Source organism: Dyadobacter sp. LHD-138 (assembly GCF_030929615.1).
Classification (GTDB): Bacteria; Bacteroidota; Bacteroidia; order Cytophagales; family Spirosomataceae; genus Dyadobacter.
Window position 1 is genome coordinate 134,424 of record NZ_JAVFVU010000012.1, and the last position, 22,573, is coordinate 156,996.

Sequence of the window (22,573 nt, forward strand, 5' to 3'; positions counted from 1 at the left end):
GAATAAAATCTTCATGAACGGCTTTTTTGTATCTTAACGGTCTACAAAAGTTTCCTTACTTCCTGCATCACCATGTCTGTTGCGCCTGTGCGTGATGCGACATACTTTTCAGAAATCGCCCCGAGGTTCCCTCTCAGTTCCGGATTTTCCACCCATTGCGAAAGATATTGCGTTGCCTCATCGGTACCAGCAATTGCCTTTGCGCTCCCCTCGGCAATAAGATCGACCGCTTCCTGAAATTTCTGGTATTTTTTATCCCCGAAGATAATCGGAACACCGAAAGTCGCAGCTTCGAGAATATTGTGTAAACCAGATCCAAAAGCACCGCCAATATAAGCCATATCCCCGTAGCTATACAGGGAAGACAGCATCCCAATATTATCAATGATCAGATAATCAAAGGCACTAATTTCGGCTTGCTGATCATAAGCCTTTTTATATTCTGAATACAGCATCGCTTTTCCGCGAAGTAATTTCCGCCAGCTTTCCATATGACCTGAGTCGATCTCATGCGGAGCAATGATCGCTTTCAGCGCCTGACCCGCAGAATTGAGCGCAGGAATAAGTACCTGCATATCAGCTTCCCAAACCGAACCGGCAACCAGACAGGGTTTATCCTGCTTAAATGCAGCAATTTCGGGAAGATTCTTAATACCCTCAGCGATGGTCCTGACACGATCAAAACGGGTATCTCCGGCAAGTGAGCACTTTGAAATCCCAATTTCACGCATCAGTTGCAGCGATACCTCATTTTGAACAAACAAGTGGTCAAAAAAGGCAAGCATCTTTCTGTAAAAACCGCCGTAGGGTTTGAAAAATATTTGCCCGGGACGGAAAATGGTCGAAAAGGAAAAGATGTAAGATCCACTCCGTTTCAGTTCGGCTAGATAATTGCACCAAAATTCATACTTGATAAAAAACGTAATGCTGGGTTTAAAAACGGCGACAAATCTTTTCGCGTTTCTGGCGGTATCCAGGGGCAGATAACAGATAAAATCCGCTCCGTTATAGTTTTTCCTGACCTCATATCCTGATGGTGAAAAAAAAGTCAGCAGGATAAAATAATCGGGATAATCCTTTTTAAATTGTTCCATCACAGGCCTCCCCTGCTCAAATTCGCCCAGAGATGCCGCGTGAAACCAGGCCACGGGACGATTGTTGATTAAATCAGGCAACGCTCGTTCCAGCTTTTCCAGAAGACCTTCACGCCCTGTCACACCAAGTTTTACCTTGGGAATAAACATAGCAGCCAGACGCATAATCCCGGAAAAGCCATGCATCGCCAATTGGTACAAAAATTCGGACAAAATGATAGGATTATTAAAATTTTAGACTTATAATTATAACATCCGCATTGCATCAAACACCCAATTTCTAGCGTATATTTTCGTTAGAACAATAACAGATTATTATAGGGATATCATGTGAATTGCAGGCATTTTTGATTCTTTTTTTGTTTCAAGAACATAAATGTACAAAAAACCGTTAAAGTGAAGTCGGGATGAGAACGGATATACGAATATTTCGTAATTTTACTGCTTATTCGCTTTTATAAAAAGGTCACCAAGAGATATATTCGTGTAAATATGATTCGTGTAAAACTTTTACTTTCGATCTGTATTCTGGTTGTCATCTCCACGGATATCTTCGCCCAGCGCCGGGTGAAAAACAGTGATGACAAAGAGGACGTTTACAAGTCATTTACCTCCATTGGTTTAACGACCAATACCAATTCAGGGATTTTAGGCGGTGTTGTATTTCGCAAATCCAACGCGGTTTCAGGAACATTATTTGGTAAAAATCAATACCAGTACATGGCGGTTGAGCTGGTCAATGTGAGACATCCAAAAGAACTCGCTCAAACTTTTAATACCGGCGCCCGTTTTATTTTTGGCAAGCAAAACTATCTTTTTGTACTTCGTCCTGAATACGGAAGAGAAATAACCCTGTTTAACCGTCACGAAGATGAGGGCATTTCAATCAGCGCAATCGTTGCCGCAGGTCCTTCACTTGGTTTTGAAAAACCATACATGATACAAAAGCAGCTTACCGGCGGGAAAGTCATTAATGCCCCCGTACGTATCGATCCAAATAATACAACAACAGACCCTTATGAGGGTTTTGTCGGTGTAGGCAGTTTTTTCTCCGGATTTGGTCAGAGTAAAGTAGTACCCGGCTTACACATCAAGACTGCTTTGAGTTTCGAATTAAGTGCATTCCGCGATAACGTAACCGGTGTAGAAATTGGCTTTCTCGCAGAAGCTTTTACACGAAAAATTGAAATCATGGGTTATGCGGAAAATCGCAGCTTCTATCCTTCGGGCTTCATCACACTTTATTTTGGCAGCAAGAAATAAGTCGTTAAATTTATATAGTATTTCCATCCGAGGATGAAATTCCAACGGTGATTATTGACTTTGATTAGAAAATCATGATTGAACTTCCAGTTATACCTTCTGCGCGCAAAAAACGTCCGGACTGGTTAAGAGTAAAACTGCCGGCAGGACCTGAATTTCGTAAGGTTCGCCAACTAGTTGACAACTATAAATTACATACAATTTGTGAGAGTGGAAGCTGCCCGAATATGGGTGAATGCTGGGGAGCCGGTACGGCAACTTTTATGATATTAGGGAATGTTTGTACGCGCAGTTGCAGTTTTTGTGCTGTCGCTACCGGGCGCCCCAATGAGTATGACGCAGATGAGCCACGCCGTGTTGCCGAGGCCATCAAACTTATGCAGGTTAAACATGCGGTTATTACTTCGGTAAACCGGGATGAATTGAAAGACCGTGGTGCGGAAATCTGGTATCAGACTGTTCGTCAGGTTAAAGAAAATACACCTGAAACAACGATTGAAACCCTTATTCCGGATGTAAAAAACAACTGGGATGCATTGATCCATATGATCGAAGCGGGGCAGGAAGTTGTTTCGCACAACATGGAAACGGTTGAACGCCTTTACCGTTCGGTTCGGCCACAGGCTAAATACGAAAGAAGTCTCGAACAAATTAAAAGAACTAAGGAATTTGGGCAACGTACCAAATCCGGGATCATGCTTGGCTTGGGAGAAACTCAGGACGAAGTACACAAAGCGATGGACGACCTGGTTATCAACGGACTCGATATCCTGACACTTGGCCAGTACCTTCAGCCCACTAAAATGCACCATGAAGTAATCGAGTGGATTACACCCGAAATGTTTGATAATTACAGAGAAGAAGGATTGAAACGTGGTTTGAAATATGTAGAATCCGGCCCGTTGGTGCGTTCCAGCTACCATGCAGAACGCCATGTGAATGTGCCGATCTGATTCGTACAAAATCCATAATTTTATATTAAGCCTGATCCGGTCGAAACCTGGTCAGGCTTAATTATTTGCCTCCAAAACGATATAATCTTTTTCATATTGACCATATAAGGGGACCTTATTTATTTTTCCCTGCTGATTATTTGGTTAATGTCTTAAAAAAATTCAATTTTGTTACTCTAAAAACAGTCCTTTATTAATCAGCATAAATTATAACCATACATAAAACTTAGTACATACTATGCCATATCTATTTACCTCGGAGTCCGTATCTGAAGGACATCCCGACAAAGTAGCTGACCAGATTTCAGATGCCCTTATTGACAATTTTTTAGCTTGGGATACCAACAGCAAAGTAGCCTGTGAAACATTGGTTACGACGGGTCAAGTAGTATTGGCAGGAGAGGTGAAAACAAATACCTATCTGGATGTACAGAAAATCACTCGTGAAGTAATCCGTAAAATCGGGTATACAAAAAGCGAGTATATGTTTGAAGCGAACTCTTGTGGTATTTTATCAGCGATCCACGATCAGAGTGCTGACATCAACCAGGGTGTTGACCGCGCAGTGGCCAGCGAAACTTTTGAAGAAAAAGCGAATGCGCAGGGTGCCGGTGACCAGGGAATGATGTTCGGTTACGCGACCCGCGAAACGGACAACTACATGCCTCTTGCACTCGATCTTGCACATAAGATCCTTCAGGAGATGTCATACATCCGCAACAACGAGCCAAATCTTATCCCATACCTTCGTCCTGATGCCAAGTCTCAGGTAACGATTGAGTATAGCGACGAGAACGTTCCATTGCGGATTGACACGATCGTTGTTTCCACGCAACATGACGATTTTGATTCGGAAGCAACCATGCTTGCCAAGATCAAAACAGATATCATTAACATTGTAATTCCTCGTGTTAAAGCAAAATTGACAGCGGCGTTGCAGCAATTGTTCTCAGGAGATATCACGTTCCATATCAACCCAACGGGTAAATTTGTGATTGGTGGCCCTCACGGAGACACTGGCCTTACCGGTCGTAAAATTATTGTCGATACATACGGTGGAAAAGGTGCCCACGGCGGTGGTGCATTCTCAGGAAAAGATCCTTCCAAAGTAGACCGTTCTGCGGCTTATGCAACGCGTCATATTGCCAAAAACATGGTAGCTGCCGGTTTGTGTGACGAAGTACTTGTTCAGGTGTCCTATGCGATTGGTGTTGCGCAGCCTTGTGGCTTGTATATCAATACGTACGGTACTTCAAAAGTGGCTGGTCATGATGGAGAAATTGCTTCTAAAATTGAGCAGATCTTCGACTTGCGTCCTTATGCGATCGAACAACGATTGAAACTGCGTAACCCGATTTATTCGGAAACTGCTGCGTATGGACACATGGGGCGAAAAAATGAGATCGTTAAGAAAACATTCAAGAGCGCAGACGGCAAAGAAAAAGAAGTTGAAGTTGAGCTTTTCACATGGGAAAAACTTGATTACGTTGATAAGATTAAAGAAGCTTTCGCTCTTTAAATTACAATAATTATATAAAGTGAAATTAGGCCGGCCCATTAGTCGGCCTAATTTTTTGCACCATTTACAGAATTCAACATTATTTTATTATGAATTTTAGGTATTATTTAGAATAATTCTCTGGAATGGGTAATTAATGAGTACTTTTGACTAATAATCAACCCTCTAATTCGTTGTTATGGAGTCGAATAAAAATTATTCCTCCTTATGACCTCATCGTCAGGCCTTTTATGCAGTACCAGAAGATCAAATTTACCAACAAAGAAAAATCCAATTTCTTTCCCACGCTAAGACAACGAGTTGATCTCTATTTTTCTGAAAACGACCTGTGTAAAACCGGTGGATCAAAAATTATCTACAAGGCTTTGTTCATGTTAAGCCTGTATATTATTCCTTATGCACTAATCCTTTCAGGCCTTTTTACTGATTTGACCATGCTCGGACTTTCGGTCATTATGGGCGTCGGTGTTGCAGGCGTTGGCATGTCCGTTATGCATGATGCTATTCACGGTTCTTTGGCTAAATCCAATGTTCTCAATAAAATTTTTGGCGGTTCAATATACCTTTTAGGCGGCAACGCATACAATTGGGAAGTGCAGCATAACCGGCTCCATCATACGTACACCAACATACACGAAGTAGATGAAGACATCACCGGAAAGTTTTTGCTTCGGTTGTCTTATCATGAAAAACAAAAATACATTCACCGCTTTCAGCATGTTTACGCCTTTCTGCTTTATAGCTTGATGACGATTTCATTTTTATGGAAAGACTTTAAAGAGATTTCGCTTTTCAATAAAATGGCCGAATCCGGTATGACCAAACCGTATCCAAAGAAAGAACTGGTACGGCTTATTGTAAGTAAACTGGCTTACGTTTTATTTATCTGTGTGCTGCCTCTTTGTTTTACATCCCTGACTTTTGGGGAGTGGGTTATCGGCTTTATGGCGATGCATTGCACAGCAGGCATGATTTTAAGTACGGTTTTCCAAATGGCACACGTCGTGGAAGGAACCGACCAACCAATGCCGGACAATGCCGGAAGCATAGAAAATGCCTGGGCAGTGCACCAGTTACAAACGACTTCAAATTTCGCGGGAAAAAACAGGTTTTTATCCTGGTATATCGGCGGGCTGGATTACCAGATCGAGCACCATTTATTCCCATCCATTTCCCATATCCATTACCACGCGCTTTCCCCGATTGTCAGCCAAACAGCCAAAGAATTTGGCCTGGACTATAATGCAAAATCTGACTTTATCAATGCTTTGGGATCACACGTGCGTATGCTTCGAAAAATGGGTACGGAATCGTCTTTGACAATCGCATAATTTACAAAGAAGATTTTATACCGGGGCTTGCTCGTCGATCTCGCTTTCTCTGGCGATTCGCTCGATCATTTTCATTTTTTCCAGATCCTTTTCTCTTGAGAGGAAAGTGTACATGGCCGGAATAATATAAAGCGTCAGGACAAGCGAGAACAGCAATCCACCCATAATCACAATCCCCATCGACATACGGCTGCGTCCTGCGGAACCCAGCGCCATGGCAATGGGCAATGCGCCCAAAATCGTTGCCAGGCTGGTCATCAGGATCGGCCTGAAACGAAGCGTCGCCGCTTCCAGGGCCGCTTCTCTAATGCCCAGTCCCGTCTCCCGCAGCTGATTGGCAAACTCCACGATCAGGATCCCATTTTTTGTCACCAGTCCAATCAGCATAATCATCCCGATCTGGCTGAAAATATTAAGCGTCTGGTTAAAATACCAAAGCGAAAATACGGCTCCGCCAATCGCCAGAGGCACCGTGATCATGATAATAAACGGATCTATAAAACTTTCGAATTGCGCTGCAAGGATAAAATATATGAGGACCAAAGCCAGGAAAAACGAGAACAGCGTATTCGAAGAACTCTCCGCATAATCCCGTGAAGACCCGCTCAATGAGGTTTGGATCGCCTCATCTTTTAGTTTGTCCCTTATTTTATCCATGGCCGCAATCCCATCGCCAATGGTTTTTCCAGGCGCCAGTGACGCCTGAACCGTGGCACTCATGTAGCGGTTAAAGTGGAAAAGCTGCGGCGGACTGCTTTCTTCTACCGTTTTGACGATATTATCCAGCTGGATAAGGCTTCCGTTACTACTTCTGACAAACATACTTTTCAGATCAAGCGGCTCATCCCGGTTTACCCGGTCGTATTGACCGATCACCTGATATTGCCTTCCATTCATCGTAAAATAGCCAAAACGCTGTCCGGCAAAGGCAAACTGCATCGTTTGTGCCACATCCTGCACGGATATTCCCAGAGATTTTGCCTTTTCACGATCAATCATGATCTGTAATTCGGGCTTGCTGAATTTAAGGTTGACGTCGGTAATGGCAAAAGTCGGGTCGTTGGAGGCTTCTTCCATGAATTTCGGAAGGTATTCACGTAACTTCTCAAAATCAGGCGCCTGAATCACATATTGAACCGGCAAACCGCCCCTTGAATCCACAGCAATCGTCTGTTGCTGTACGACAAAAGATTTTGCGTCGGGAAAACGTTTCAGCTGTTTGGTGATAAAATCTGCAATTTGCTGCTGAGATTCCTTTCTTTCCATCCGGTCGGTCAGGGCAATCCTGCCGCTTCCGGTATTGGCGGCTCCCAAACCCGAATTTCCGGGAGAAGTGATCAGCATAATTCCCTTCTTTCCAGGCATGGAATCCATTAACATCTGCCCCACATTTTGAACATACTTATCCGTAAATTCAAATGAAGAACCTTCCGGCGCAGTCATCTGGATCCTGAACCAGTTACGATCATCCAGTGGTGCCAGTTCCGATTGCAGATCCTTTCCAAAAAACCAGATCATGCCCAGGGTCAGGAAAATAAGCGGAACAGCCACCCACCGTATCTTCAAAAATTGCGCCAGCGCATCGCCATAACTATTCGTTAAATTGACAAAAAACGGCTCAGTCTTTTCATAAAACCAGCTCTTTTTATGTGTTTTACGCACCAGATACGCATTAAGCATCGGTGTCAGTGTCAGCGAAACAAAAGCAGAAATGAGTACTGCCGCCGAAATAACGATCCCGAATTCCCTGAATAATTTCCCGACAAACCCCTGCATAAAGATCACCGGAAGGAAAACCGACGCCAGCGTGATGGAGGTTGAAAGAACGGCAAAAATGATTTCATTGGATCCTTTGATGGCCGCTTCTATGGGACTCATCCCCTCTTCGATCTTCTTGAAAATATTTTCCGTGACCACAATCCCGTCATCCACCACCAAACCCGTCGCCAGAACAATGGCCAGCAGGGTAAGTACATTGATGGAAAATCCCATCATATACATGACAAAAAACGTCCCGATCAGCGAAACCGGAATGTCGATCAAGGGACGGAACGCGATAAGCCAGTCGCGGAAAAACAGATAAATGATAATCACTACCAGAATGATTGCGATCAATAGTGTTTCTCCCACTTCCTCGATCGATCTTTTTACAAAAATGGTATTATCTATCAGCGTATCCAGCTCATAATCCTTCGGTAATTCCTTCTTGATTTCAGCCAGACGCTTGTTAACCTCTTCGGAAATATTGATATAATTTGCCCCAGGCATCGGCGAAATCGCTAAACCGATCATCGGCACATTATTCAGGCGCAGAATTGTTTCTTCGTTTTCAGGACCCAGCAGCGCATGCCCAATATCCTTTAAATGAATCGTTTGTGTAGTCGTATTTTTAACGATCATCTCGTTAAAATCATCTTCGGTCCTAAATCGACCAACCGTTTTAACCGTCAGTTCTGTGTTGTCACCAGCCAGTTTTCCACTTGGCAACTCCACATTTTCCTTATCCAAAGCGGATTTTACATCCTGCGTGGTAACACCGAGAGACGCCATTTTCACAGGATCCATCCAGATACGCATCGCATATTTTTTCTGACCAAATATGCGGATTTCGCTTACCCCTTCGATCGTTTGCAGACGCTGCGCGATCACGTTTTCGGCATAATCACTCACTTCAAGATGCGACCGGGTGTTGCTTTGAAAAGTAAGTACGATAATTGGCTCCGAGTTTGCATCGGCCTTGCTCACCACCGGCGGCCCGTCAATATCCAAAGGCAATGTGCGGGACGCTGAACCCACCTTATCGCGTACATCGTTTGCCGCACGTTCCATATCCACGCCGATATCAAATTCTACCGTAATCTGGCTGGTCCCCTGACTGCTCGTCGAGTTAATCGACTTAATTCCTTCAATGCTGTTGAGCTGTTTTTCCAGGGGTTCGGTAATCTGGGATTCGATGATATCTGCATTCGCCCCCGTGTAACTGGTACGGATCGAAACCACAGGCGGATCGATGGAAGGAAATTCCCGCATCCCCAGAAATTTGTAACCAAGAAACCCAAACAAAATGATGAGCAGGTTCATCACAATGGCTAAAACCGGTCGCTTGATCGAGAGCGTTGAAATACTCATAATAAATTGCTATTTGTTACGCGGATCACCGCGATGGAAAGTCGGATCGTGCGCTCGTTATTTAACTTTAACTGTCGAATTCGGCTTTAAAGCCATGATACCCGAAGTAATCAGCGAATCGCCAGGCTGTAACCCATCCAAAACCTGAATCCTTTTGTCCGTGCGTAAACCCGTAGTAACCATAGCTTCCTCAGCCTTACCATTTCTAACGACAAAAACCTTCTTGCCTTTCAGCACCGGTACGATCGCCTCCGTCGGGATCATCACAGCCTTGTGATTCGCGGCCAGATTTGCCTTGACTTTTACAAACATGCCGGGTACAAATTTACCAGCAGAATTGGCCGCCGTTGCCCGGATGCGCAGGGTCCGCAGACTTTCATCAACTTTTGGGTCCAGCGCAATCACCTTTGCAGAATAGTTGAACACATCACCGTCCAGATTAAATGTAAGCGGACCGCCCACACGGATATCCGAGGCATACTTTTCGGGAACAGTAAAATCAATTTTGATCGGATTGCTTTGCACAATGGTCGCGATGGACGTGCCCGGAGCCAGATATGCTCCTTCGCTGATATTTTTCAATCCAATTCTGCCACTGAATGGCGCGCGGATCTCTGTTTTTTCCAACTGTGACTCAATCACTTCTTTTTCTGCATCCAGCACGCGGATATTATTGGCAGTTACATCGTATTCTTCCAGGTTAATGGCCTCCACTTTGAGCAGTTTTTGCTGGCGAAGTTCTATTTTTCGGGCAAGCTCCTGATTGTAATTCACTTTTTGCAGCTGTGCTTTTAATTCGCGGTCATTAATTTTGGCGATCAGCTGCCCTTTGGCAATGTAAGCACCTTCCTGGATATTCAGTTTGATTAACCGCCCCGAAATTTCAGACATCAGATTAACTTCTTCGTTTGGCAAAACTGTGCCCGATGCAAAAATCTGGTTATCGACCGTTTCCATGCCCACCACATATACGTTCACGGGAATGGCCGATGCGCTTGCCGGCTTCTCGCCACTTTTGCCTCCATTCGCTCCACCCGATTTATCACTTTCCGATTTAGGAAACACATAAATTTTTCCAAGAACGAGCATGATCACAACAGCACCAATCAAAATTACCGTACGCATATGCTATAAAACTAAATTCTGTACAATTTGTATCTGTATAAATTATATTTCCTTAAACATAATATTTAAAGAACGTTCATATTGTACAAAGTGGCAACGAGCAGTGTTTATACTTTTCCTGATTGTTAAAATGTTAAATGGTATTTTATGAAATAATTAATGTAGATCACTCTGATAAAAATTCCGTGCGTTTTACATAATTTTTATTGCCATACGTTTTATGTTATAGTTCCTAATAAATTGAATTGCTCACATTAAGAAAATCGTTACCTTCAACCGTGGAAAAAATCGGTTATATAGAAATCAGAATTACAGGTTCAAAAGGAAATCTGGACCTTTCGCCTGACAATTACGACATTCGCGAGATCATTTCAATTCTCGAAAATGCGGAAGGTTTGCTATATCCAGGCGACAAAAAAGATCGCCCCACAATAAGTTACAAAATTGAGGAAGGCTCGGTAAGACATATATTCAAAACCTCAATTCAATATATTATTGGATTTAATGCAATTATAGCTCAAATCAATCAAGTGCAGAACATTGATTTTTTAGACCTTTCTACCGCACAGGCATTTGAAAATATCCAAAACATCGCAGCCAAAAGAAACTACGCTTTTACCATCAGAACATCTTTAAACGACACGAATTCAATAGAGATTGACGCAACGACAAATTTTCACAGAACCGAGGCGATTTGGGCAGATGCTGAATTTTATTTTTACGGAAAAGTAACGAATGCGGGGGGGAAGGATAAGGCTAACATACACGTTTTGACTGAAGACCTGGGAAGTATCAGGATACAAACACCTATCAGTTTCCTCGAAGAGTATAACGATAACTTGCTTTACAAAACCTTTGGAATAAGGGCCACCGGAAAGCAACACTCCGAAACCGGGGAAATCGACACATCCAGTCTTAAATTTGTTTCAATGATAGACTATCATCCTAAATATGACGAGCAATATTTAAATAATCTAATTGATAAGGCCTCTAATAACTGGGCTCAAATCACAGACAAAGACTCCTGGCTGAGAGAAATAAGAGGGAACTATGAAAGTTAGACCAGGCGTATTCTGCGACACTAGTTTTTTTATCCGGTTACTGGATAAAAATGACCCATTACACAATAATGCGAAGGGGTATTTCAAATATTTAAGTGAAACGGGTTTCCAACTTATGATAAGTACCATCGCGATTGCGGAGTATTGTGTCAGAGGGGAAATCAATGAGCTGCCGTTGAAAAATTTACAGATTGTTCCCTTTAATCTGGATCATGCGCTCAGGACCGCCGAGTTCGCTAGAATTATTTTCAGAAACAAAGGTAAACTCGATCTTAATGAAAGGAAAATTATTCCAAATGACACTAAGCTATTTGCACAAGCTGACCGTGACAAAAGCGTCGAATACTATCTTTCTTCGGACTCAGAAAGTCTAAAAATTTATAACCTTCTTAAAAACGAAACTAATCCCAAATTTACTTTCATAGATTTAGCTATACCTTTTCACACGCAATTTGGTGTTCTTGATCTGTAAAATTCTATATCAGTCTACTGCCTTCTGAACCTTCAAAACCGCCGCAACAAACCCTTCCATATCCTGACGGTCTCCCAGCATACCGTGTTGTAAAATCCAGACGGCATCGGTGCTGCAAGCCTGTTCCGCGACCGGGCACCAAACCTGGGTATAATCCACCGTTTCAGGAATGGCATAACACATAAAATTTCGGTTCTGAAAAAGCGGCTGTTTGTACAACGGATGTGGATAACCTTTAAAACAGGGAACACCCTCCGCCGCCAACATTTCCACGAATTGGTCTTTCGAAACGTTGCCAAACTTCGACGCATCATATTTAAAAATATAGATATGATAACAGTGTCTTGTGATCTCCGCACCTCTGGTCAGTGGTGAAATACCTGCTACTTTTTGAAGCAATTCATTCAGATACAATCCATTTTCATTTCTACGCATGGTTTGTTCTTCCAGTCTTTTTAACTGATATGAAAGCAAAACAGCCTGCATTTGGGTAATCCGGTAATTACAGCCAGGATTGTAATGATCATACCATTGCCCGCCTTCCACGCGCCCGACATTCCTTAACGAATTCATCATGGCGTATAAATCGTCATCATCTGTGACAACAATTCCACCTTCTCCCGCCGTAAGATTTTTCGACGACTGAAAACTAAAACTGCCTGCATCACCAATAGAACCCAATTTTTTCCCTTTATATTCTGCTCCGTGTGCATGCGCCGCATCTTCAATCACACGTAAATGATGACGTCTGGCGATATCCATAATCGCATCCATGTCACAGGCCAGTCCACCAAAATGTACCGGAATAATGGCTTTTGTCTTCTCAGTAATCGCCGCTTCCAGCTTTGTGTGATCAAGATTATAAGTCTCCGGATGAATATCCACAAAAACCGGAACGCAGTTACATTCAATTACAACCGACGCCGTCGCGATGAAGGTATAAGGTGGTACAATCACTTCATCGCCCGGTTTTACGCCGCAGGCAATTAAAGCCAGCCGAAGCGATACAGAACCATTGACACAGCTGACGGCATATTTGCTGCCGCAAAAGGCTGCAAATTCCTTTTCAAATTTCTCCACCAAATCGCCGCAATCGGGATTCCCCCATTTTCCGCTTGCCACAACATCGGAAACCGCCTGAATTTCCTGCGCATCAAATATGGGCCAGGGGAATGTCCTGGTAATTTGTTTCGGGCCGCCGTTAATTGCCAGATGGGTGCTCATACTTTATTAATTCAGAGGTTGTTCTATGGCTTAATACCTGCGCCGGTGCATAACGGGCTATTTTGGGAAAATCTTTTCAGTATGTAATTTATTTATATCGAATTCATGATTCTCCTATAACAGTCAACGCCACGCACCAAATAGAATCAATACAAGAAGTAAAAAATAGTCCATTTTTTCTACTTCCTGGTATTTACCAAAGAATACAGAACTTTTTTTCGAAAATCAGCTATTTCCATGAACAAACACCTACTACCCACCCTTCTCATAGCAGGCATGTCCCTCGGTACCGCCTGGGCAATCCGCGGACAATTTGGACATGAGCAAGGAGCGGCCTGGGCAGGCGGCATTGGCGCGTTGGGCATTGTTTTACTGGCCAAAAGAAAGGATTGGTACGCAAAAGTTTTCCAGTTGGCCCTTGCATCAGCCGCCGGCTGGGGTGTTACCGGTATCATCAGTTATGGTATCGTGGTCGGTTATGGCCGCGGCATCGATTTTGGAAATGTCTATTACGGACTCTCCATGTTGTTTGTCATTGGCGGGTTATTTGGCTTACTGGGCGGCGGGTTATTCGGCCTGGTACTTTCCGACCGGGAAGACAAACCTGTACTTTGGCATCGTCTTATTGTGGAAATGACAATCGGCGGATTTATTTTTTACTATCTGCTGATTGAAGAATTGGGTTGGCTTATGACACCGCCACGCTCCGAGGCCTGGGCGGCCTGCTTTGGCATGAGTGTCGCGATGTTTTGGTACATGATCCGGCATCAGCATTATTCCGCCCTGCGGCTTGCCGTTTTCACAGGCGCGGGCGCCGCTTTCGGTTTTGCTTTTGGAAATTTCTTACAGACAGTCGGGACTGCCTCAGAGATTAAGTTCAATTTCTGGAATGTGATGGAATACAGCATAGGTTTTTTTGGAGGAATTGGGATGGCTTATGGTACGTTTACATCGGAATGGCCTGAAACCGCTGTAAATTCGAATCGGAATAAATTTCTGGCTCCGCTCCTTATTCTTACACTCATCATTCCGTTTATCGTTTGGGACCAGTCGTTTACAACTGAAAAAATTGTCAATACCACCAAAGGCTTCGATCATGCTGCTCCTGCGGAAAGCATTGCCGTCAATACCCAGTGGCTGTCATTTTTGCTTATTCTGATCACTGCTTCCTATTGGCTCTATCATTTTTACTTCAAACAGAAAGCAAACGAAACGACCATCGCTTACCAGGATCTGTACACTTTTTTCCTCGGACATCTTGGCTTATACACCATTTTCAGTCTGCTGATCACCGGCGCCTTTATCAGTCTTTACCGGATCGAGCAATATTTATACATTGTAAACCTTGTAGCCCTCGCGTTTTTGGTTGGCCGTTATCAGCCGTCATTTACCAACCGCGGCCTCAACATCAGCCGCTGGATGATTAATCTTCTTTTTATCCTCATCGCTATTGCCTTAATGACGGTCATCGCCGTCAGCTCACATGGTGAAGTAAACGGCGCGGAACACAGATTCAATTGAGGGTTCGTACGACTGGTAATGATCTTTGGGGAACAAAGGCGCATACATACCATGGCGTATGCGCCTTATTTTATCCTTTTTGATTATATTGAGGAATAACCAACGTCGGCTCAAAGTCATGATAAAAGATCTGCCTCTGTATATTACGGTTATTTTTCAGTTGACGGTACTCGTTACACTTTTTCTGTTTTATGTAACGATGCTAAAATCCGCTTCTGAAATTGTCAGGAATAAATCAACCCTGATATTGGCAAGTCTGGTGTTATGGCTTGTCGTGCAGGCCGTGCTTACACTGAATGGCACCTATAACACGGATTTAAATGCTGTTCCTCCCAAAATTCTCATACTCGGTGTCGCTCCGGCTGCCTTTACCATGATACTGTTATTTTCAACCAGACGGGGAAAAAGGTTTATTGACAGTCTGCCACTATCCAATCTTACTTATTTAAACATCGTCCGAATACCGGTTGAACTGGTGTTGTACTGGTTGTATACCGAACACACCGTTCCAAAATCAATGACATTTGAAGGCCAGAATTTTGACATTATTTCAGGTATTACCGCACCGGTTGCCGCCTGGCTCCTCACCTCGGGTTCCAATGGAAAGCTAATTTTAACGTGGAATTTCATCTGCCTTGGCTTGCTTATTCATGTTGTTTTCACGGGTATCTTCTCCGCACCTACGCCATTTCAAAAATTTGATTTTGCCCAGCCCAACGTCGCTATTCTCCATTTCCCTTTTTGCTGGCTGCCTACGTTTATAGTGCCAGTGGTGTTGTTCGGTCACCTGGTTTCTATCAGGCGATTGCTCGGTAAACAACGGCCACAAAGCACATAAATCCGGCTTCATCATTTTCTTCAGTTAAAAATTCTTAAAACACTTGCGCAATCAATTGGTTGCGTATATATTTGCAACCAATTGATTGCATTACAATAATGACCGGGTAAATTTTAAACAAAAACAGCTTAATTAATCAACAGTATAAATCAGTAAAACCATGAATCAGGACAGAGAACTCATTAAAGATCAGACGGATCAGGACTTATTGATCACCCACATTTTTAACGCGCCACGGGAACTTGTATTCAAAGCCTGGACAAATTCCGAGCAGCTAAAAAGATGGTACGCACCGGAAAATTGCACGATTGAGTTCAGGCATATAGACATCAAAGAAGGCGGTACTTTTCATTCCTGCATCAAAAACCCCAACTATGACGACTGTTGGGCGAAAGGTGTTTATCTTGAAATCGACGCACCCAAAAAACTGGTTTACAGCATGGAAAATACGGATGAGTTCGGTAATGATGTGGTGATAACCCAACATCAAAACTGGCCTCTAAAAACGATTGTGACCGTTACATTCGAAGATTTTGACGGAAAGACAAAACTTACATTACATCAGAACGCTCCCGAAAAAGTGGCCAGACAAACCGGTGCATATCCAAGCTGGATCGAAATGCTGAACCACCTGGAAGCAGATATTTTACATTGAGGGCGTTTGCAAAGTACGCCCTCAAAATTTGTATTGAAAGATTGTAAAGTGGGGGAAAATCCCCCCTACTTCACAATCTCAAAAGCGTCCTTAACCTCTCCTTCCGGATTATAACATTTGTAAACCAGCTTATTTCCTTTCATCGAAATGTGCTGATAGAGCGGGCCGTCCGGGTAACGTTTCACGGCATAATCTTCTGCTGGCCACTCGTCCTGTTTTCCCGGAATACTGATGGACATCGTATAGATTGTGCCCTGCGCAGGCGACGCCATTTCTTTCCCGTTGTTCATCGGTTTTGTACGCAAATAGTAGTGCATATGCCCACTCATGACCATGTCAACGTGATATTTGTCAAAAAGCGTGCCCCATTCTTTTCGGATCTCATCATAAGGCTCAACAAAATTATAGGGAGGAAAATGAAAGAAAACAAATTTCCATTTTGCCTTGGAGGCCTTTAATTTTTCTTCAAGCCACGCAGTTTGTGAAGGAACCGAAAGCGTGGCATCCAGCATGACGAACAACGCATCCTGATAATTAAAGGCATAAGTCATTTCCTTGGGCAATCCCTTAGGTCCGTTTTCCGGCAGACTGAACATTTCCTGATACATTCCTGCCCCCAATCCATCCTGACTATCATGATTTCCCGGCACTGCCATCAACGGTTTATAACTGAAAACATTGCCGGAATGCTGCCAAAGCTCATCCCACTCATCCCGGTTCAGACCTGTACTGACCAGATCACCGGCAATATCATAAAAAGCAACCTCAGGATGGCGTTTCAGCGATTTCTGAGTCATATCACCCCAGATCTCCGACTTATGCGTATCACCAAACCAGATAAATGAAAATCCATCGTTCGCAGCCGATTCGGTTCTGAAATGCGCAACCGGCGACCATTTTCCCGACAGCGACCCAACCGTATAATGATAATTCGTGCCCGGCTTTAATTTGTCAAGTTTTGCCGTATAACGATTCACAAAACGGTCATTTTGTAGTAAGCGATCTTCCATTCTAAACTGTGATCCTTTTGCTGTTAAGGTATCCCTGGTTTGCTCCTGCCAATATTTAACAATCCCGTCGTCAACGGCATCTGCCGTGCGCCACTGAACATTCATCGTCGTTTTGGGATCACCGCTGAATGTCAGCAAAACCTGATCCGGCATATCTGAAGAAGGTGTTTGCGTTTTTCTGAATGCGCTAACCAGATGTGCCTCCCTTGCCCGTCCGCGAACCGTTGTAAAAAGCACCTGACCCGAAAGTTCAGCGGGTACCTCTGTCAGAATCAAACCATCCCAGTCATGATAAGTAAATCCGCCCTGTTTCATGGTCATCAGCGGAAATTCCGACGGATAAACATTGGTCACTTTCAAATCATCGCCTTTTTTCTGAGCGCCTACGCTGACAAAATAAACCGGTCTGTGTTTGTCAAAACCATTAATTCCGAGTTCAACGGCACCTTTATCAAAATCCTTTTGCCAGACTTCATAAGTATATTCTTCATTTTTAACGATCATCGCCGTTTTCTTAAAACCGCTTTCCGCAATCCAGAATGGGACAACGGACTGAGCCGTATCACGCATCAGCGAAACAGTAACCGGCACATTTACATCAAATGTCCAGAATTTTGTCGCCAACACCTGCTTTTCGTCTTTTGTCAGAAAAGTCATGATATAGTTATCGCTCAGCGTATCCAGCTGTTTTTCGTCCAGATCTTTATACAATCTGGTCACTACATCATCCACTACACTTTTAATGGTACCTGATACCGGCTTTTGCTTTTCACAGGATAAAAAGCTGAGATATAGGAAAAAATACAATACGTTTTTCAGACTAAAATAAAATCTCATTTTAAAAGAATTGAGTTTGGGAAATAAGCAAAAACGTAACAACCGCTCGCGACCGTCGTTACGTTTCGACGCAATAAGTTACAGCAAAGCTTTGTCATTTGTCAGGAAAACGCGGGTACTTTCGGTATAAGTACCGCCATTCGCATCCTTGTATTTTAAATCGATATAAAATGCCCGGAAGCCACTGACCGGAAACTCCTGGTTGACATTGATTTTAGATTTATTCTTTATCCCGAGACTTTTGCCCGTCCATTTATCATCACGGATATCCTGGTCTTTTGAATCTGCCGACCACAGAATAACGTCCACCAGCGGGTCAGCCGAAGCTTTTACAGACAAATTAACCCCTTTTTTATTTGTCGACTGTTTCCATTCACAAACCGGGTATGGGCTTCTGGTTAATGTATTGCCAAAAAATGCGCCCAATGCCTCCATCGCCTGTTTTCCACCGCCAAGGTCATGGCCTGCGTTCGGTACATAATGCAGCATGTTATTGCCCGGAATATCTTTGAGATAATTTTTGATATTGTCCACCACCCAGTATTCGTCATTCGTTCCCATTACGATCAGTTTCGGCATCGTCAGCTTATCACGATAGGAGTACGGATCGATCATCGCCGTAATGGCAGAACCATCCGGTGTGTTGCTGTTTTGCGGAATCCCCAGTTTCACATAGTCTTCAATCTGAATGCTGTAATCTCCCCACGACTTAATCTGATAATCCAGACTGACCGGCATGTTCAAAATATCAATCACCATCGGCGCAATCGCCACCACACGCTTGTCATTTGCACCCGTCAGCCAGGTTGTCCAGCCCCGTTTGGATGCACCCGAAACGACAAATCTCGTGATGTCATGGCTCAGTTTTTGCTTCGAAAACTCCTGTACCACATCCATCGCCCGCACCGCACTTTTCACCATCGGAAAAAGCAGCGGCCAGCTATAATCCTTGTCTTTTTTAAAATTATGTAACGTATATGAAATCAAGGCATCTTCCGTCAGATCACCAAAATTGGGCTGGTTGGGCGTTTGTTTAAGCAACGCGACAATCGCACTGTTTGCTTTGGCAACACCACCAAGCGATAACAATAACTTGTCATCCTTTTTGTTACTCCAATTCGGCAGCCCTTCTTTATTTGACCCGCCCGTGATGAAAAGCAGCGCGCCGTCAAATTTGTTTGCTTTGGGAACAATGATCGTTAACTGGTGTGTCCAGGTAAATTCCCGCCATTTTTGCGAGGTCACCAACAGGTTGTAAAAGGTATTGTCTTCCTGTGTAAATGTCTCCTTCAACTCCCATTTCAGAGACTTATCGCCATTGTTCAGGTAACTCTGAAGGGCGTTTTCCGGCGTAATATTTTGCTGGGCCTGTACACCCGTTATGAAAATAATTTGGATCAGAAGCGCTTTAAAAGCCAGTTTTATTGTATTTTTTTTCATGGTGCAGCGGTTTTTGTTTATTGGTAATGAAGTTATTTTTTGGATGTTTTTACGATATCAGCCGGCCACGGACTTTCTTCGATTAATTTCAATGCCTGCTCAATGTAAATTTCTCCTGTCATTTCACCCAGACTCGTACGGCTTACATAATCATAACGCTTGAAACTGTTGAAATCTACTTTGGTAAGCATATAGCCGAATGCGTCGTTGGTAAGCCCAAAAAGAAAAGGAAGTTTGGTATGCATTTTACGCTTTACATAATACCCGATATTCGGAAGTGCCTCACCCGGGACGGTAAGGATCTGTGCGGTACCGATGTTGATCAGATTCAACTGTGTGACCACTTTATTTTCTCCCACCATTTCATTTTTAATAGGTGATTTTTTAAGAATATACTGCATAATTTCCGAATCAACGGGAAACGTTATTTTTCGGGAGGTGCAGTAAAGCGATGGATTGGGCAAAACTTCCGCGCTGCCGACAATCCTTAATGCTTCGCTGGCCAGCAATTCTCCGATCCGTTTGCATTCCTGATAATCGCTGGCTTCCTTTTTATCTTCGGTCCGGTTATCAGCCGTTACCATTCCGCCCTGGGCGCCATTCATAAAAAGGGCAATACCACCGGTTTCTGCTTCAATCTTAGCATAAAGCGGGCCACAAAGATCGGGACTTAAAATACCTCTCCCGGATCCGATCACTTCCGGATGAATGGCATAGTTAACCAAAGTGGCAATTGCTTTGCCTTTGTTTTTCCCCTCATTGGCGATCGCCTGAATAACGCCGCAGCGGGGATCGTATAATTGCTCTGCGTAATAATTGTAAGCGATTTTCCCCTTTGCTTCCGCAACAGCAATTTTGAGTGAAGCTGGTTCAAGCTTCGTCACGGCTTCGTTAACGGCCTCGGCAATTTGTTTGGTACACCAATCCAGATAATTCAGATCCGCAAAACTTTCACCTTTTTCATTGGGGAAAGCATAAGCATCGGGCCCGCTATGCGTGTGTGTAGCGCCAATAAGAACATTTTCAGGTGGTATGCCTTTGATCAAAGCCCTGGATTTATTTCCCAATGCGGCCGGCCAGCCCAGATTGTCGACATTTACAATTGCAACGCGTGCCGCCCCTTTTTCCACGACCAAGACCCTGACAAACAGATCACCATTTTTCTCTTTCGTTGCCTTTGGCGTACCGATCCCCCCCGAAACCGGCAGCAGTGGATTGGGCGTAATAACCCGAACTGCGGCTGCGGCTTTAAAGGTTTGAGCGTACGTATTTGACAAAAAAAATAAAAAATAAAAAACCCCTGTTAATAGCTTTCTCATATTGAATTTTCAAATATTAAAATCACCGGAGCCAAATTATTTCATGTGTTAAAAAGACGAAAACGGGTGACAGTACATCGACCCGTTTTCGTCTTCATTTTAAAGAATGATATCAATTACCAAGGTTTGTTTGTCCCTTGAACAAGCCATTGTTTAGACCATGGACTGTTCTCCTTATCAGCCTGTGAGAAACTTGTAATCTGAAGCTTGCTCAATGCCTGCTGTGCATTCACCTTATTGATATTGATTTCGTCACGCATATAGTAAAAACGTAACGGCAAAGCCTGACGCTTGGCTGCAGGGCCTGCTTTCAATTCAGGAAAACCTGTTCTACGATAATCAAACCATGCTTCCGTAGCGGCCGTCCAGCTGGCGATCCATTTTTGCTCAATAATTTGTTTCAGGGTATTATCAAACGCAACGCTAGTTTGTGCAATATACGCGTCATAAGACCCACCAACAGTCCATGTGGTAAAGGATGCCTTAACCCCCGCTTCATAATGTGCTTTGGCCCCTCCAGCAGCCCAACCCTTTTGGGCTGCTTCTGCAAGAATAAAATGAACCTCAGAAGCTGAGACCAAACGGACCTTCAGCAATGGACCTTTTGCAGCCTTGTAAATTTCATTCAGGAAAGACACGTGCGGGTTAAAGGACGTTTGCCCTGGCGTCGGATTAAGGTTATAGGCAGAAGGCAATGCTGAAAAACTAGGTGGTAGTCCAACATAGTCCGGATTGGTATTCACCTTCGTCGTACCCACTTTATCTGGTGAAAGATACCGCTTCCCATTTTCAATTTTATCAGTGCCTGCTGGAAGTGATGCATCAACGACTAGGGGAACCTCCACTTTTTTCGCCCAAATGGCAAGTCTTGGATCTTTCAGTCCCTGAAGTTTTTCAACGAAAGTCGCACACATTTTTAATCTTCTGTAATTACTTCCGCTGACATCCGTCACCGTATTGGCTGGCCATGAATCGGCTTCGCTGTTACCCGGGAAAGACATGGCGGCATCATCTGCATTGACAGAAATGATAGGATACTGCGCCGCATTGGCTACAATTTTTTCGATACCTGCTTTTGCAATATCAGGCTGTTTGGCAGAAATCCGCATGTAATATCTTAACAGCAGTGAATTAGCCATTTTTCTCCATTTCACAGGATCACCGCCATAATATACGTCCACGTTATCAACAATGCTTGAGTAATCTGCTTTTGACTTTGAAAGTAAAGTATTTGCCTTTTCCAGGTCAGCGATGATACCGGCGTAGATAACAGACTGGTCATCATAAGTTGGTTTGATGTCCTGCACTCCTCCAAGCTCTCCTTTTAGTGCATTGGTATAAGGCGCATCGCCCCACAAATCGGTAATTAAACCAAACATAAATGATTTCATTACCAAAGCCACGCCCTGATGAAATTCAAGTTTCATCGCAACGGCTCTGTTGTACAGCAGGTCGTTATTTCTCAAAACATCGTAATAACCGTTCCAATTTTGATCTCCGCCCCAGTCATAGTCATTATGGCCGCTCGCCCAAGCATCTTTTTGTGTATGCTGCACCACACCTGCAATATCCTGATAACCAAGATTTACATAGATTTTCGCCGCCTCAGTCAATACAGTAGGCAGAATAAGATTGGGGTTCACCGACTCCGGTGCAACGCCATTGGGATTCACATTCAGTTCTGACAAGTCCTTACAGGAGAAAGTCAGGCCACAGAACAATAGTGAAAACAATATGATTTTTTTGCTAATTCGTTTCATGATTATAGTTGTCAAACAACGA

Annotated in this window: 17 protein-coding genes; 9 read left to right on the plus strand and 8 right to left on the minus strand. The window is 43.6% G+C overall.

Annotated elements, in window-relative coordinates:
* Positions 1–41 precede the first annotated feature (41 nt).
* On the minus strand, positions 42–1,307 hold the full coding sequence (locus RB622_RS11230) for a glycosyltransferase N-terminal domain-containing protein (protein WP_308046640.1): 1,266 nt from the start codon (positions 1,305–1,307) through the stop codon (positions 42–44).
* 279 nt (positions 1,308–1,586) lie between these two features.
* On the opposite strand from RB622_RS11230, the gene RB622_RS11235 reads away from it, so the two are divergent.
* The 4 genes from RB622_RS11235 (at position 1,587) to RB622_RS11250 (ending at position 6,160) form a co-directional block, all read left to right on the plus strand.
* The gene (locus tag RB622_RS11235; RefSeq protein ID WP_308046641.1) at positions 1,587–2,357 is read left to right on the plus strand and encodes a hypothetical protein; all 771 of its coding nucleotides are present in this window, start codon (positions 1,587–1,589) and stop codon (positions 2,355–2,357) included.
* A 74-nt stretch (positions 2,358–2,431) separates the two neighbouring features.
* A complete protein-coding gene (gene lipA, locus RB622_RS11240) occupies positions 2,432–3,310 on the plus strand; it encodes a lipoyl synthase (RefSeq protein ID WP_308046642.1) in 879 nt (292 codons plus the stop codon).
* A 238-nt stretch (positions 3,311–3,548) separates the two neighbouring features.
* Positions 3,549–4,829: a methionine adenosyltransferase gene (metK, locus tag RB622_RS11245; RefSeq protein ID WP_308046643.1), complete on the plus strand. Its 1,281-nt coding sequence runs from the start codon at positions 3,549–3,551 to the stop codon at positions 4,827–4,829.
* Positions 4,830–5,059: 230 nt separating this feature from the next.
* Entirely contained in the window at positions 5,060–6,160 is a 1,101-nt protein-coding gene (locus RB622_RS11250; protein WP_308046644.1) for an acyl-CoA desaturase, read from the plus strand.
* Between the two features lie 15 nt (positions 6,161–6,175).
* Here RB622_RS11250 and RB622_RS11255 read toward each other — a convergent pair whose 3' ends face one another.
* A complete protein-coding gene (locus tag RB622_RS11255) occupies positions 6,176–9,289 on the minus strand; it encodes an efflux RND transporter permease subunit (RefSeq protein ID WP_308046645.1) in 3,114 nt (1,037 codons plus the stop codon).
* Between the two features lie 57 nt (positions 9,290–9,346).
* Positions 9,347–10,414: an efflux RND transporter periplasmic adaptor subunit gene (locus tag RB622_RS11260; protein ID WP_308046646.1), complete on the minus strand. Its 1,068-nt coding sequence runs from the start codon at positions 10,412–10,414 to the stop codon at positions 9,347–9,349.
* A 245-nt stretch (positions 10,415–10,659) separates the two neighbouring features.
* Between RB622_RS11260 and RB622_RS11265 the strand changes: the two genes are divergently transcribed.
* Positions 10,660–11,475, plus strand: a complete 816-nt coding sequence (locus tag RB622_RS11265) for a hypothetical protein (RefSeq protein ID WP_308046647.1) — start codon at positions 10,660–10,662, stop codon at positions 11,473–11,475.
* Positions 11,465–11,947 (plus strand): hypothetical protein, encoded by a 483-nt coding sequence (locus tag RB622_RS11270; RefSeq protein WP_308046648.1) that lies wholly within the window; start codon positions 11,465–11,467, stop codon positions 11,945–11,947. The genes RB622_RS11265 and RB622_RS11270 overlap by 11 nt, the downstream gene beginning before the upstream one ends.
* A 9-nt stretch (positions 11,948–11,956) precedes the next feature.
* Here RB622_RS11270 and RB622_RS11275 read toward each other — a convergent pair whose 3' ends face one another.
* On the minus strand, positions 11,957–13,171 hold the full coding sequence (locus tag RB622_RS11275) for a DegT/DnrJ/EryC1/StrS family aminotransferase (protein ID WP_308046649.1): 1,215 nt from the start codon (positions 13,169–13,171) through the stop codon (positions 11,957–11,959).
* Positions 13,172–13,408: 237 nt separating this feature from the next.
* On the opposite strand from RB622_RS11275, the gene RB622_RS11280 reads away from it, so the two are divergent.
* The 3 genes from RB622_RS11280 (at position 13,409) to RB622_RS11290 (ending at position 16,185) form a co-directional block, all read left to right on the plus strand.
* Positions 13,409–14,692, plus strand: a complete 1,284-nt coding sequence (locus tag RB622_RS11280; RefSeq protein ID WP_308046650.1) for a hypothetical protein — start codon at positions 13,409–13,411, stop codon at positions 14,690–14,692.
* A gap of 118 nt (positions 14,693–14,810) precedes the next feature.
* Complete coding sequence (locus tag RB622_RS11285) at positions 14,811–15,530, plus strand: hypothetical protein (RefSeq protein WP_308046651.1); 720 nt, start codon at positions 14,811–14,813, stop codon at positions 15,528–15,530.
* A gap of 160 nt (positions 15,531–15,690) precedes the next feature.
* The gene (locus RB622_RS11290; protein WP_308046652.1) at positions 15,691–16,185 is read left to right on the plus strand and encodes an SRPBCC domain-containing protein; all 495 of its coding nucleotides are present in this window, start codon (positions 15,691–15,693) and stop codon (positions 16,183–16,185) included.
* Between the two features lie 65 nt (positions 16,186–16,250).
* Here the strand turns inward: RB622_RS11290 and RB622_RS11295 are convergent, their stop codons facing one another.
* The 4 genes from RB622_RS11295 to RB622_RS11310 form a co-directional block, all read right to left on the minus strand.
* Positions 16,251–18,032: a metallophosphoesterase family protein gene (locus RB622_RS11295; RefSeq protein ID WP_308046653.1), complete on the minus strand. Its 1,782-nt coding sequence runs from the start codon at positions 18,030–18,032 to the stop codon at positions 16,251–16,253.
* Between the two features lie 78 nt (positions 18,033–18,110).
* Complete coding sequence (locus RB622_RS11300) at positions 18,111–19,472, minus strand: PhoPQ-activated protein PqaA family protein (RefSeq protein ID WP_308046654.1); 1,362 nt, start codon at positions 19,470–19,472, stop codon at positions 18,111–18,113.
* Between the two features lie 32 nt (positions 19,473–19,504).
* The gene (locus tag RB622_RS11305; RefSeq protein WP_308046655.1) at positions 19,505–20,791 is read right to left on the minus strand and encodes a hypothetical protein; all 1,287 of its coding nucleotides are present in this window, start codon (positions 20,789–20,791) and stop codon (positions 19,505–19,507) included.
* Between the two features lie 116 nt (positions 20,792–20,907).
* The gene (locus RB622_RS11310) at positions 20,908–22,551 is read right to left on the minus strand and encodes a SusD/RagB family nutrient-binding outer membrane lipoprotein (RefSeq protein WP_308046656.1); all 1,644 of its coding nucleotides are present in this window, start codon (positions 22,549–22,551) and stop codon (positions 20,908–20,910) included.
* Positions 22,552–22,573 lie beyond the last annotated feature (22 nt).